This is a genomic window from Paenibacillus sp. J22P277, from assembly GCF_059383675.1.
The window spans coordinates 271,248-282,742 of the sequence record NZ_JBXENS010000008.1; the positions used below are offsets into that span (position 1 = coordinate 271,248).

At 52.1% G+C, this 11,495-nt stretch carries 18 protein-coding genes; 17 read left to right on the top strand and 1 reads right to left on the bottom strand.

Annotated elements, in window-relative coordinates; genetic code table 11:
* Nucleotides 1-26 precede the first annotated feature (26 nt).
* From AC50YL_RS28055 to AC50YL_RS28065, 3 genes are all read left to right on the top strand, one after another.
* The gene (locus AC50YL_RS28055) at nt 27-512 is read left to right on the top strand and encodes a hypothetical protein (protein WP_494836328.1); all 486 of its coding nucleotides are present in this window, start codon (nt 27-29) and stop codon (nt 510-512) included.
* 28 nt (nt 513-540) lie between these two features.
* Nucleotides 541-1,008, top strand: a complete 468-nt coding sequence (locus tag AC50YL_RS28060; protein WP_494836725.1) for an ArpU family phage packaging/lysis transcriptional regulator — start codon at nt 541-543, stop codon at nt 1,006-1,008.
* Between the two features lie 239 nt (nt 1,009-1,247).
* The gene (locus tag AC50YL_RS28065; RefSeq protein WP_494836329.1) at nt 1,248-1,640 is read left to right on the top strand and encodes a hypothetical protein; all 393 of its coding nucleotides are present in this window, start codon (nt 1,248-1,250) and stop codon (nt 1,638-1,640) included.
* A gap of 23 nt (nt 1,641-1,663) precedes the next feature.
* On the opposite strand, the gene AC50YL_RS28070 is transcribed toward AC50YL_RS28065, so the two are convergent.
* Nucleotides 1,664-1,864, bottom strand: a complete 201-nt coding sequence (locus AC50YL_RS28070; protein ID WP_494836330.1) for a hypothetical protein — start codon at nt 1,862-1,864, stop codon at nt 1,664-1,666.
* A gap of 97 nt (nt 1,865-1,961) precedes the next feature.
* On the opposite strand from AC50YL_RS28070, the gene AC50YL_RS28075 reads away from it, so the two are divergent.
* From AC50YL_RS28075 to AC50YL_RS28140, 14 genes are all read left to right on the top strand, one after another.
* A complete protein-coding gene (locus tag AC50YL_RS28075; RefSeq protein WP_494836331.1) occupies nt 1,962-2,162 on the top strand; it encodes a hypothetical protein in 201 nt (66 codons plus the stop codon).
* Nucleotides 2,163-3,061: 899 nt separating this feature from the next.
* The gene (locus tag AC50YL_RS28080) at nt 3,062-3,250 is read left to right on the top strand and encodes a hypothetical protein (RefSeq protein ID WP_494836332.1); all 189 of its coding nucleotides are present in this window, start codon (nt 3,062-3,064) and stop codon (nt 3,248-3,250) included.
* Between the two features lie 303 nt (nt 3,251-3,553).
* Nucleotides 3,554-3,772 carry a hypothetical protein gene (locus AC50YL_RS28085; RefSeq protein WP_494836334.1) on the top strand — a complete coding sequence of 73 codons (219 nt, stop codon included), beginning with the start codon at nt 3,554-3,556 and terminating at the stop codon, nt 3,770-3,772.
* Between the two features lie 135 nt (nt 3,773-3,907).
* Complete coding sequence (locus tag AC50YL_RS28090; RefSeq protein ID WP_494836335.1) at nt 3,908-4,315, top strand: hypothetical protein; 408 nt, start codon at nt 3,908-3,910, stop codon at nt 4,313-4,315.
* Nucleotides 4,316-4,340: 25 nt separating this feature from the next.
* The gene (locus AC50YL_RS28095) at nt 4,341-6,026 is read left to right on the top strand and encodes a terminase large subunit (RefSeq protein WP_494836726.1); all 1,686 of its coding nucleotides are present in this window, start codon (nt 4,341-4,343) and stop codon (nt 6,024-6,026) included.
* A 16-nt stretch (nt 6,027-6,042) separates the two neighbouring features.
* On the top strand, nt 6,043-7,299 hold the full coding sequence (locus AC50YL_RS28100) for a phage portal protein (protein WP_494836336.1): 1,257 nt from the start codon (nt 6,043-6,045) through the stop codon (nt 7,297-7,299).
* A complete protein-coding gene (locus AC50YL_RS28105) occupies nt 7,283-7,876 on the top strand; it encodes an HK97 family phage prohead protease (protein ID WP_494836337.1) in 594 nt (197 codons plus the stop codon). Before AC50YL_RS28100 ends, AC50YL_RS28105 begins: the two co-directional genes overlap by 17 nt.
* Nucleotides 7,877-7,897: 21 nt before the next feature.
* Nucleotides 7,898-9,091 carry a phage major capsid protein gene (locus AC50YL_RS28110; protein ID WP_494836338.1) on the top strand — a complete coding sequence of 398 codons (1,194 nt, stop codon included), beginning with the start codon at nt 7,898-7,900 and terminating at the stop codon, nt 9,089-9,091.
* A 56-nt stretch (nt 9,092-9,147) separates the two neighbouring features.
* Nucleotides 9,148-9,444: a phage head-tail connector protein gene (locus AC50YL_RS28115; RefSeq protein ID WP_494836339.1), complete on the top strand. Its 297-nt coding sequence runs from the start codon at nt 9,148-9,150 to the stop codon at nt 9,442-9,444.
* 1 nt (nt 9,445) lies between these two features.
* Nucleotides 9,446-9,748, top strand: coding sequence for a phage head closure protein (locus AC50YL_RS28120; RefSeq protein WP_494836340.1), 303 nt, complete (start codon nt 9,446-9,448; stop codon nt 9,746-9,748).
* Nucleotides 9,748-10,158 carry an HK97-gp10 family putative phage morphogenesis protein gene (locus AC50YL_RS28125; protein ID WP_494836342.1) on the top strand — a complete coding sequence of 137 codons (411 nt, stop codon included), beginning with the start codon at nt 9,748-9,750 and terminating at the stop codon, nt 10,156-10,158. The genes AC50YL_RS28120 and AC50YL_RS28125 overlap by 1 nt, the downstream gene beginning before the upstream one ends.
* Nucleotides 10,155-10,568, top strand: coding sequence for a DUF3168 domain-containing protein (locus AC50YL_RS28130; protein WP_494836344.1), 414 nt, complete (start codon nt 10,155-10,157; stop codon nt 10,566-10,568). The genes AC50YL_RS28125 and AC50YL_RS28130 overlap by 4 nt, the downstream gene beginning before the upstream one ends.
* The gene (locus tag AC50YL_RS28135) at nt 10,569-10,991 is read left to right on the top strand and encodes a phage tail tube protein (protein ID WP_494836345.1); all 423 of its coding nucleotides are present in this window, start codon (nt 10,569-10,571) and stop codon (nt 10,989-10,991) included.
* Between the two features lie 127 nt (nt 10,992-11,118).
* Nucleotides 11,119-11,493, top strand: a complete 375-nt coding sequence (locus AC50YL_RS28140; RefSeq protein WP_494836347.1) for a spike base protein, RCAP_Rcc01079 family — start codon at nt 11,119-11,121, stop codon at nt 11,491-11,493.
* Nucleotides 11,494-11,495 lie beyond the last annotated feature (2 nt).

The window sequence follows — 11,495 nt, forward strand, 5'->3', positions numbered from 1 at the left end:
CCAAAAACGAAGAGGAGCAATTATCCATGAAAATCACGATCAAAGCGCACTTCAACAAGCAAACGAAGGACAGCAAAAAGGAGCTCGTTCAATTCTATGTGAAAGGCACCGACGAAACCAAGCCGGAGCTCAACGTGCTCTGCCGCGAAATCGTCGAGCTGCAGATCGGCCTGATCGACCCGCTGCCGGCTGAGTTTGTGAAGAAGACGCAGGATTCGAAAAAGACGGTCCTGGAGTTTGTGGTCAAAGGTGGCATATCCTCGGCGCATTCCTACGAGTTCTACCGGCTGGCCGGGCAAGATGTCGAACTGTCGATCACGGAATCGCAAATGAGCATCGACGAGTTCCACGACGAGCCACGCGAGGGCTTGAGAGGCACCATCAACGGCGACGGCACAATCAACCTGGACGAAGATCAAATGTCCTTGGATGATGTCGCCCAAGAGCCCGATCCGGACACGGATGACCTGCCGTTCAACGTCACCGACAACGAGCTTGAAGAGTTGGAGTAGCAAATGAGGAGTGATCGCGTTGCAGCAAATGAAATTCGGCTTTGAGCTGCCGGAGCTGGACCGGAAGAAGACGCAGCAGGCTGTCGAGGCTGCGCTTGAGAAGTACCGGATCTTCAAGACGGTAACGTTCGAAGAGCGCGAGGCTAGCACGACGGCAGGATACTCCGACATGCCGCGCAGCAACACCGGCGTAACAACCGATCAGACCGCTCAGATTGCCATTCATAACGTAGACGTCCCGGCCATGCGCCGGGCGTACTGCGAGCGGATGGAGCGCATTGTGAAGCGTCTGCACCCTAAAGAGCGGCTGCTGATCGAAGAACGGTACATGAAAGAGGCGTATGTGTTCGACTACGCCGTGCATAATCACATATTCAATCCGCCAATCAGCCGGGGAACATACGACAAGCTCCGGCGGAACGCCTTTTATCAGATTGCACTTGCGATGGATATAGCGGTCGAGAAAGAGAAGGGGGAGAGCGAATGCGCCGATTGAATTGGGGTTTAATTGCTGGGTTACTGTTCTGTGTTGCGAGTTGGGGAATGTTCGTGATGGCGGTTTTGTGGTTGAAAAAATAAATTCACGAAGAAGTGTGCGAGATCAAAAACCCCAACGAATAGGTAAGTGAAAAGCAAATGTCCCAACTTACAGATATCGTGTACTTACTATAGTGTGCGAAACAGCGGCGGCCAGCGACTATGTAAGTGAAAGACAAATTAGAGGAGGAATTGAACATGGGGTTTTTACAGCCAATTAGCAAAACGGACGGACGTATCGGGTTTAGCATTACGGCGGACAAGATGAAACGGATCTGCCTGAACGCAGCATTGATGTCGGAGCTTGGCGTGCAGGACAAAACGGAATTATACCTTTACTGGGACGCCGAGTATAAGCGTATCGGGGTTTCGAAGAGATGCACCGATTCGAAAGTGCTCCCGTTCAACTTCGACAACCGGGGATACACATCGGCCAAGGACTTCATTCAATATTGCCAGATCGACACGAGCGTCAAAGGCATTAAGTTCTTGTACGAAGGCATGGAAGGCGATGTGTACGTATTCGGTCAATCAGGCCGGCGTGTCAGTTCGTTCAGGCAACAGAGGAACGGGGATCTTGAGAGATTATAGATGCTTGGGGATGAGAAAGCCGCTTACCGGACATAGAACCGGCAGGCGGCTTTCTTGTAGTGCATCCCATTGATCTTGACGGCATCGTTGCTCAACTGCTCGATCGGGCCGCCGTATTCGGCAATCTCTCCTGTGTCAGCCCACCTAACCATAACTGGTAGTTGCGCGAGCTTCGCCTTTTTGAGATCAATTTCCAAATAGAGCTCTTGGCCTACAGAAAACATTGAATCGCCTCCTGATGACAATATTCGTCACAATAAAAGGATTTTCCTTCCAAACGTCGAATATGAGTTGGATTTTACTATTTTAAGGAGGGTTTATATGGAGAAGAGAAGTCTTGAACAACGTATTTTTGATGTTTTATCTGAAGGGAACTCGATGTCAGTTGTCTCCATCGCAAGAAAAATGGGCGAACATGAAGGTTGGGTTGTAATCGAAATCCTAAGAATCATTAATTCAAACAGTAGAGCAGGCAAGCTATCGTTTTCGTATGGAATGCAAAATCTCTATAAGATCGCCTAAGTAATTCCATGAAACAATCTCGGAATAAACTTGTCCGATAAATAGAATTTACCTATAAGTCACTGGACTTTATACGTGGTATTCTTATAACGTGGGAAGTCGAGAAGAGGACAACACAGCACGCCGCTCTGCACTGATCCGATGGCGACGGATAGAACCAAATGACCTTTGCAGGGTAAAACACAGCATTGAGGGCCGATTCGAAACCGGTCCTTTTTGCTGTTTAAGAGCACAGATCGAAGCCGTCCAACTGGGCCAACCGGGAGGCAGTCACGCCAAGAAGGGGGCCTGAGAAGCACCCTTATCTGAGCGTCTTTTGGCGGTTTCGATGTGCGTTTTTGGCCCTCAAAACGTTACATCATCATGTCAGATTAGACCCTCACGAAAGTAACGGCAAAGTAACACCCGCAAACACAGTGATACCAAGGGTTTCAGCGTTTTTGAAAACAGCGAGAGTATACAGCCACTGGATATAAACAAGAATGATTAAGAAATAAAGAATAATATATAATACTCTATGTCGGTAATACCACGACATAAGGGAGAGTGGAAATTATAAGTGACGTATGGGTTGTTGAGAAAGACGGAGAATGGATGGAAGCTGACCATTATCGTCAAGACTTCGAAATCATCGGTTACTATGATTCAAAAGAAAAGGCTCAAATCAAAGTCAACTCATTGAATAAAGAGAATGGCTACAAAATGAATTGTCATAACCGACTGGTTTACAGCTACAAGAAAATTAATATCAAATAACGGAGTCGCTCAAATGAGCGGCTTTTTTTATTGCCAAGAAAGGGTGTTTATGATGATCCGATGGTTCATGAAGTGGACGAGAATCTATCATGCGCTGCAGGCTGATCCTCCAGTAAATCGAGCAGAAAGAAGGTCGAAGAAAAATGAAGCTCTATAAAGCAAAGGTCGGCAATGCCTATGTGAAGAGCGTTTATAGGTCCTTTCAAGAAGTGTCGTTTACGGATGACAAAAGACGGGCGCAGCATTTCGAGGGTCACGAGAAAGATTATCTTCTCTCGTTGTTCCCGAATGCTGAAGTCAAAGAATTTGAAGTTGTCGAGAGCGATGGCTAAGGACTTCGCCAAGAAGCTGTACAACAGCAAAGCCTGGAAGGTATGCAGAGCAGCATACATTGCATCGGTACATGGTCTATGTGAACGATGCAGCGGTGCAGGGTACATTGTCCATCACAAGGTTTACCTCACAGCGAAGAATATCAACGATCCTTGGATCGCGCTTAATCCTGCATTGCTGGAGTACGTATGCTTGGACTGCCACAACCAGGAGCACATGGGGAGCAGCGAGCCTATCAGTGCACAGGGTACAGCGTTTGATGAGCATGGGAATCTGATTCAGATTGGGGAGGGATTTAAACGATGCTGAAACAGAAGTTTGCTTTAGAGTTTGAGGAAGCTCCTGCATTGGTGTTCGTACAACGTGGTATGCATCCTCACACGATCGAGATATATCAAGACGGAGTTCGGTTGGTTGGGGTTCTCTCTTTCACAATCAGAGCTTCGTGTGGTGATGTAACTACTCATGAAATCGAATACCTAACTGGTGGAACCAAGCCATGGATTGAAGAAAAGTGTTGACATCTGAGAAAATTCGGAAAACGGCACCCCCCCCTTTCGAAAAGGGCATAGGGGGCCGGTGAAGACCGGTGTGGCCCATTCAAAAAATACACGGGTCATTTCGCATGACCCCCACCCCGATTTGGAGGTGATTTCATGGCTACTCAGAAAAAATCGAAGGTCGACGGCCGCACGGTTTCAGCGAAGAAAAGACGGATTTCCGTAGAAAAGACGCGGCTTAGCAAAATATACGCGAACTTGAACAAAGATACGCGGGCGACGGCCGAAGGGTTGATCGAGCGGGCTGCCTTCATGCGAGTATCGCTTGAGGATTACGAAAAGGACCTCGACGAGAACGGCGCGGTGGAATTGTTCAGTCAATCGGACAAGTCCGCGCCCTACGAGCGAGAACGGCCGGTTGCCCGGCTGTACAACACGATGAACAAGAACTATCAGAGCATTATCAAGATGCTCTCCGACCTGCTGCCGAAGGGCTTGGTCGACCCTCTCATTAATCCGGACGCGGACGACGGGTTCGATACATTCACGAATAAGAGAGGCTGAACAAAGGGGATGGGTGCAGATGGGCCTGAGAAAAGAATATCCGCTCACTCATAACCCGATCGTCGATTACTGGAAACAGATCGAGGGCGGCCTTGTGGTGAGTGACAAGGTTCGGCGCATATATCGGCAGCTCGCGGCCGACGTTTACGACGAAGATTCCATTTACGAATACAGCGCCAGCCACGCGAACCATGCAATCGAGTTCATCGAGAACTTCTGCAAGCACTCGAAAGGTAAATGGGGCGGCCAGCCGATCGACCTGGAGCTTTGGCAGCAGGCTTTCATCGCGGCGACGTTCGGCTTCATCCATAGAATCGACGGGACCCGCAAATATCGCGAGGTCTTTTTAATTGTCGCCCGGAAAAACGGAAAATCGACCATCGCCTCCGGGATCGGGCTATATCTGCAGATCGCCGACGGCGAGGCCGGCGCCGAGGTTTACGCCTGCGCGACCAAAAAGGACCAAGCCAAACTCGTTTGGTTGGAATCGAAACGGATGGTCAATAAATCGCCAGTGCTTAGGAAGCGCATAAAGCCACTTGTGAGCGAGTTGGTCGGCGAGACGAATGATTCCACCTTCAAGCCGCTAGGAGCCGACAGCGAGACGCTGGATGGCCTCAACGTGCACGGCGCGATGATGGATGAGATACACGCATGGAAAGACAAGAACCTATACGACGTTATCGTCGATGGTACGAGCTCCCGCGAGCAGCCGTTGATCGTCATGATTTCGACGGCCGGCACCGTCCGGGAAGCGATCTATGACCAGAAATACAACGAAGCCGAGGACAAGATAAACAACCTGGGCAAAGAGCGCGAGGGCGACGACCCGCACGCGCAATTCCTGCCCATCATCTACGAGCTCGACGACCGCAAGGAATGGATTGACCCGGAATGCTGGCCGAAGGCGAACCCGGCGCTAGGGACGGTCAAGAAGACGGACCAGCTCGCGACGAAGGTTGCAAAGGCCAAGGCAAACCCGATGTTGGTCAAGAACCTTCTGACGAAGGACTTCAACATCCGGGAAACGAGCGCCGAGGCATGGCTGACGTTCGACGAAGCCCACAACACGGCGACGTTCGATATAGAGGATCTGCGCGGCACATATGCGATCGGTGGTTCTGACTTGTCGAGTACGACGGACTTAACGTGCGCGACGCTGCTCGTAATGAAGCCGGACGATCCGACAATATACGCGATTCAGCAATATTTCTTGCCGGAGGAACTGCTTGAGAAGAAAGTCACCGAGGACAAGATTCCGTATGACATCTACCATGAACGCGGCTGGCTGACACTTTGCGCCGGCAACAAGGTCAATTTCCACGATGTGACGGCGTGGTTCAACCGAATGCATACGGAATACGACATCACGCCTATGATCATCGGTTACGATCCATGGGACTCGAAATACTGGACTGATGAAATGATGAACGAAGGCTTCCGGATGGAAGTTGTTCGCCAGGGCGCACAGACGTTGAGCCAACCAATGAAAGAGCTCGCTGCAGACTTCGGGGCCAAGCGGATCAACTACAACAACAATGCGCTGACCCTTTGGAATGTCACGAACTGCGTGGTCAAGTACGACGACAACGACAATATCCGCCCGATTAAGGGCAAGAATCAGCGGGCTCGGATTGACGGGGCCGTTTCTTTGTTGATCGCGTACACGGTTCTTTACAACAACATGGCGGATTTCAAAGCGATGATCTGAGGAAGGGGGTGACAATTTGGCAGAAAAACGGTCATTCTTTCAGATGATCTTCGGCACCAACAAGCAGCAGCCGCCGCAGAATCAAACGTATCTGCAGATGTTGAATAGCACGCCCAGCTTCTACGACTTCAAGGGCGAGGCTTACGACAGCGATACCGTCCGGGGCGTTGTGGATGCATTTGCCCGGAACGTCGGCAAGCTGAAGGCGAAGCATGTGCGGCGCGTGAACGGGAAGATCGGCCCGCCGGCGAACTCCGACATCGAATGGATGTTGCAGACGCGGCCCAATCGGTTCATGAACGCCTATATCTTCTATTACCGCCTGGCGACGCAGTTCCTCATGTCGAACAACGTGTTCATTTGGATACGGCGCGACGGGTCGAACAGGATCGAGGGATTTTACCCATTGGTGTCTTCGGGCGTCGAGCTGCTGGAGGTAAACGGCGACATGGTCGTTCGCTTTCGGTTCTACGACGGCAAGGAGTATATCGCGCCTTACTTCGACATCATCCATTTGCGACGGTTCTATTTCAACAACGACATGTTCGGGGAGAGCAATAAGACGGCGTTAACTCCGATCCTGAATTTGATCACAGTGACAAGCCAGGGAATCGCCAACGCGGTTAAGTTTTCCGCTATTCTGCGGGGGATATTGAAGTTCACCGGCATGATCAAACGGGAAGACATGATACAGCAAACAAAGGATTTCAATGATAGCTTCCTTACTGCTGCTAATAGCGGCGGCGTAGCTGGGACGGACTCTAAAACTGAGTTCGTGGAGCTGAAAAACGATCCGAAAATGATTGACGACAAGCTAATGAACGCGATGTCGGATAAAATTTTCGATTACTTCGGCAGCAATAAGAAGATCGTTCAGTCCAATTACAGCGAAGCAGAGTGGGGCGCCTATTACGAATCCATGATTGAGCCCTTCGCCCTGCAAATGGGCTTGGAGTTCACAGCGAAGATATTCACCGACCGGGCCCAGGGCCACGGCAACGAGATCCTGTTCGAAGCGAACCGGCTGCAGTACGCGAGCAATGATACGAAGGTGAAGATCATCGAGACGCTAGTCGACCGTGGCATGATGTCGATCAATCAGGGCTTGGAAGTGTTCAACCTGCCGCCGATCGAGGACGGAGAGAAGCGGATCATGAGCCTCAACTTCATCGATGCGGACAAGGCCAGCGAGTACCAGCTTGGAAAGGTCAAAGGCGCGTCGCAGCCGGCCGCACCGAAGGGAGGTGAGAAACCAAATGACGATCAAGTCTGACAAGGACACTCGTACTTTTTTGATCGAGGCCCGATCATTGGGCGGCGAAAATCCTGAACTCGTTGTCGAGGGTTACGCCGCGACATTCAACTCGCCGACGGTGCTTTATTCCTGGGATGGGGTGGATTACAAGGAGGTCATTGACGCCCGGGCATTCGATGGCGCGGACATGTCCGACGTAATTTTCAATTACAACCACGGGGGCAAGGTGGTCGCGAGAACGCGGAACAGTACCCTAGAGCTTAAAACCGACGCCAAGGGCCTCCACGTTCGCGCTAAGCTCGACGGGACCGATGAGGGTAGAAAGTTACACCAGGAGATTCAAGGCGGCTATATCGACCGTATGAGCTTCAGATTCGTTATCCTCGAGGACAAATACGACCACAAGACGCAGACGCGGACCATCCTGAAGTTCAAAAAGATTTACGATGTCTCTGCCGTGGATATCCCGGCTTACGACGATACAAATATTTCGGCCCGCAGCTACTTTGAAGCAGAGGCCGAGAAAGAACAAAAAGCAATCGCGGACGCAGAACAGCGTCAACGGTTGCTTTTGCTTTTGTCCACCATTTCCTAAATTGAGAGGGGTAATTATTCAATGAATCGTCTCCAACAAATCCTTGCACGACTTACTGAAATCCGTTCTGCGCTCGCCGGCGAAGGCCAAGTCGACATTGCTGCACTTCAAACCGAGGTTGAAGCGCTGAACGCCGAAAAGGCATCCATCGAAGCACGTAACGCTCTTCTTGCCGGCATCCCGGCCGGGGCTACAACTGTCCCAAACCCTGTGGCCGCTCCTGCGGCGGCTGCCCCCGACGATCGCTTTAACACGGTCGAATACCGGAATGCTTTCATGCAGTTCGCCAAAACTGGCGTAATGCCGGCTGAGTTCAGCGGCCAAGAGTACCGCGCAAATGCTCAAACTGCGGTTGCGGACGCCGCTGCCGTCATTCCTACGACGATTCTCGACGAAGTCCTGAAGAAAATGTATACGGTCGGACAAATCTTCGCCCGCGTCCGCAAACTGAACGTTAAGGGCGGCGTACAAGTGCCGATCCTTTCCCTCAAACCAGTTGCGACTTGGATCACTGAGGCGGCCACCTCCGACCGTCAAAAGGTTACGGCGAACACGAATATCTCGTTCACGTACTTCGGCCTGGAGTGCAAAGTCGCGACGTCGCTGCTTGCTGAGACCGTCACGCTTGCGAGCTTCGAGTCCACGCTGATCAGTCTGATCGTTGAGGCGATGGCGAAGGCAATCGACATGGCAATCATCAAGGGTACGGGTTCCGGGCAGCCTCTCGGTATCACGGTCGATACTCGAGTTGTAGCTGCTCAAAAAATCACTGTATTGGCCGTCGATTTCGTTAAGTGGGATGCTTGGCAGAAGCAAGTATTCGCTAAGATTCCTCTTTCCTACCGCTCGGGCGGCTCGTTCATCATGGCTTCCGGCACGTTTGATGGTTACATTAACGGCATGGTCGGAACCGATGGACAGCCTATTGGCCGCGTTAATTACGGCATCACTGACGGCCCGCAAGAGCGCTTTGGCGGCAAAGAGGTCATCTTGGTCGAAGATGACGTTATCAAGCCATACGACGCCGCTGCAGTAGGTGACATTGTTGCCGTATTCTGCAAGCTTTCCGACTACGCGATCAACAGCAACATGCAAATGCAAATGTTCCGTTGGTTGGACCACGATACGAACCAATGGGTAGACAAGGCGATTCTGATCGCCGATGGCAAGATGATCGACGTCGACGGCGTCCTTATCATTAAGAAAGGCGCTTAATAATTGAGTCGGGGCTGCGAATAATCGCGGCCCTTTCTCTTTTTGGAGGACTGACAATGCCACTCCTTAACGGTGTGAAAACCGCGCTCCGGATCAGCCAATCGACAACGGCTTTTGACGGCGAGGTTTCTGATTTGATCGACGCGGCCAAGGACGATTTGCGTCTTGCAGGGGTGTCGCAGTGGAAACTCGATTCCGAGGAAGACACGCTTATCAAGCGGGCCGTGACTGTGTATTGCAAAGCTAATTTCGGATTCGATAACCCGGACGCCGATCGGCTCAGAGACGCGTATCTCTCGCTCAAGGCTCACCTCACGTTGTCGCAGGAATACACGACGCTGGAGGTGGAATGACATGCTCTTTCGTGACGTGCTGGACCTGGTCCAAGTGACCGAGGAGCCGGACGGCGGCGGCGGGTTCACGGAGGTCGAGGGGCCACCTCGGGAGGTCTTTGCGAACCGGAAGTCTATCCGGCAATCCGAGTTCTATCAGGCGCAGCTTGCAAACCTCAAGCCCGAAATCATGTTCGAGATCCGCGCCGTCGAGTATCAGGACGAGCCGAGGGTCAAGTATGCCGGCAAGGTGTATCAGGTCATTCGGACGTTCTCGAAAAACGGCGAGATCCTGGAGCTCGTATGCAGTCGGGTGGTGGGCTGATGGCGAAACCGAGAATAAAGATCGAACTTGACGGCCTGGACAATGCACTCGCCAAATTTAACAAGTTCGATAAGGACTCCCGCGTCGCGCTTCGGTCCGCCGTGAAAAAGTCTTCGAACCGGTTAAGGAAAGCGATCATAGGCCGGGCGCCGCAAGGTCGAACTGGGAACCTCAAGAAGAGCATAAGCGCAAAGTATGCTTCGGACGGCCTCTCCTCTCAGGTCGGGCCAAGACGAGGTAAAGGTGGAGCGCATGCCCATTTGGTCGAGTTCGGTCACGTAGTCGTCAAGAACGGGCGCACGTTGGGCCACGCACCTGCTAAGCCGTTTATCGTACCTTCCGCAGAAGAAGAGGCGCCGAAGTATCTGAACGATATTCGCGCGAGTGTTAAGGGGGCGATCCCCAGATGAGCTCCGCATTCTGGCCGCTACAAGAAACCATCTATCAACGCCTGATATTTGACGCCTCTTTTATGGCACGGATAACGGGCGTTTTTGATTCTGTACCGAAGGACCAAGCCGCGCCCTATGTAACGATCGGAGACGCGACCGGCGTCCCGTTTCGCGCCTTCGGCACGTTCGGCGAGGAGTGTACGCTCACGCTGCATATCTGGTCCATGTACAAGGGCTTCAAGGAAACAGGCGAGATCCTGGCCGAGCTGGATCGGCTGCTCGCGGACACGTCGTTCGATGTCCCAGGTTGGGGAACGGCTACGAGCTTTTACGACTTTTCGGAGACCTTCCGCGAAGGCGATGACGCGCTTGAGATCCGGCACGCGGTCGTTCGGTATCGGATCACATTACAAAAAGGAGCTGATTAGATGTCGGCAACAGCAGGATTTTACGGTGGTTTGTATACAGTCCCTACCTCTCCGGGCACGGAGACAAGGGTCGGTAAGGTAAGAAACGCGACGCTTTCGGTCTCGACAGATACGATCGACACCACGAGCTTCGACACGGTCGGATGGGCTGAGAACACCGCGAGCTTTAAATCCTGGTCGGTTGACGCTGAGCTGCTTTACGAGCCGGCGAACACTTCGCAGGACGCTATCCGGGACGCGCTATTCAATGATACGACGCTCAAGATTCATCTCTTCCCGCGCGATCAAGACAGCATGGATGGGTACGAGGGAATCGTTATCGTAACGGATTACGAGGTCGACATCCCGGTCGACGACGCGGTCGTTATTAGTGTCACGTTTACGGGCACGGGGGCGCTAACGCCGATCACCAAGGGGGAGTAGAAGGGACCTTTTTATCGCCTTTCTTCTACGGTTGAGTCCTGCCGCTACGGCGGGGCTCTCTCTCATCATGCCGCGTAAAAAGGTCCCTTCTTAGCCAAATAAAATGGAATAGGAAGGGTGAAAAGACATGTCCGGTAGAACAAAGACGCTTGTTAAAGACGCAAACGGGAAGCCGAGCCCGCAGTATTTCAACGCAGTAAACGACGCTTATGAGGACGTCCAAGGCAGCGGAGGAGCGATCTTTTCCCAGTTTAAGGGGAGCAACGTCTCCGACTACGGCCCGGCTACGCTCAGCGATACGGTCGACCTGACGAAGCCGGCTATCGGCTTCATCGTAACAGGCACGACAGGCACGGTGACGGTCAATAAACCGGACGGAACGTCGGTAACAATTCCTCAAACGGTCATCGACGCTTATGGGGTAGGAGCTATTATCCCGCTGCCAGTGAAACGCATTAAGTCAACGGGGACGACCGCAACCGGAATCTGGGCGGTGAATTAATC

Bases quoted from the DNA above. Each gene is read 5' to 3' on its own strand.
- AC50YL_RS28065 (WP_494836329.1), top strand. From the start codon at position 1,248: ATGGGGTTTTTACAGCCAATTAGCAAAACGGACGGACGTATCGGGTTT.
- AC50YL_RS28060 (WP_494836725.1), top strand. From the start codon at position 541: ATGAAATTCGGCTTTGAGCTGCCGGAGCTGGACCGGAAGAAGACGCAG.
- AC50YL_RS28125 (WP_494836342.1), top strand. From the start codon at position 9,748: ATGGCGAAACCGAGAATAAAGATCGAACTTGACGGCCTGGACAATGCA.
- AC50YL_RS28140 (WP_494836347.1), top strand. From the start codon at position 11,119: ATGTCCGGTAGAACAAAGACGCTTGTTAAAGACGCAAACGGGAAGCCG.
- AC50YL_RS28075 (WP_494836331.1), top strand. From the start codon at position 1,962: ATGGAGAAGAGAAGTCTTGAACAACGTATTTTTGATGTTTTATCTGAA.
- AC50YL_RS28105 (WP_494836337.1), top strand. From the start codon at position 7,283: ATGACGATCAAGTCTGACAAGGACACTCGTACTTTTTTGATCGAGGCC.
- AC50YL_RS28055 (WP_494836328.1), top strand. From the start codon at position 27: ATGAAAATCACGATCAAAGCGCACTTCAACAAGCAAACGAAGGACAGC.
- AC50YL_RS28115 (WP_494836339.1), top strand. From the start codon at position 9,148: ATGCCACTCCTTAACGGTGTGAAAACCGCGCTCCGGATCAGCCAATCG.
- AC50YL_RS28120 (WP_494836340.1), top strand. From the start codon at position 9,446: ATGCTCTTTCGTGACGTGCTGGACCTGGTCCAAGTGACCGAGGAGCCG.
- AC50YL_RS28130 (WP_494836344.1), top strand. From the start codon at position 10,155: ATGAGCTCCGCATTCTGGCCGCTACAAGAAACCATCTATCAACGCCTG.
- AC50YL_RS28110 (WP_494836338.1), top strand. From the start codon at position 7,898: ATGAATCGTCTCCAACAAATCCTTGCACGACTTACTGAAATCCGTTCT.
- AC50YL_RS28080 (WP_494836332.1), top strand. From the start codon at position 3,062: ATGAAGCTCTATAAAGCAAAGGTCGGCAATGCCTATGTGAAGAGCGTT.
- AC50YL_RS28070 (WP_494836330.1), bottom strand. From the start codon at position 1,864: ATGTTTTCTGTAGGCCAAGAGCTCTATTTGGAAATTGATCTCAAAAAG.
- AC50YL_RS28085 (WP_494836334.1), top strand. From the start codon at position 3,554: ATGCTGAAACAGAAGTTTGCTTTAGAGTTTGAGGAAGCTCCTGCATTG.
- AC50YL_RS28135 (WP_494836345.1), top strand. From the start codon at position 10,569: ATGTCGGCAACAGCAGGATTTTACGGTGGTTTGTATACAGTCCCTACC.
- AC50YL_RS28090 (WP_494836335.1), top strand. From the start codon at position 3,908: ATGGCTACTCAGAAAAAATCGAAGGTCGACGGCCGCACGGTTTCAGCG.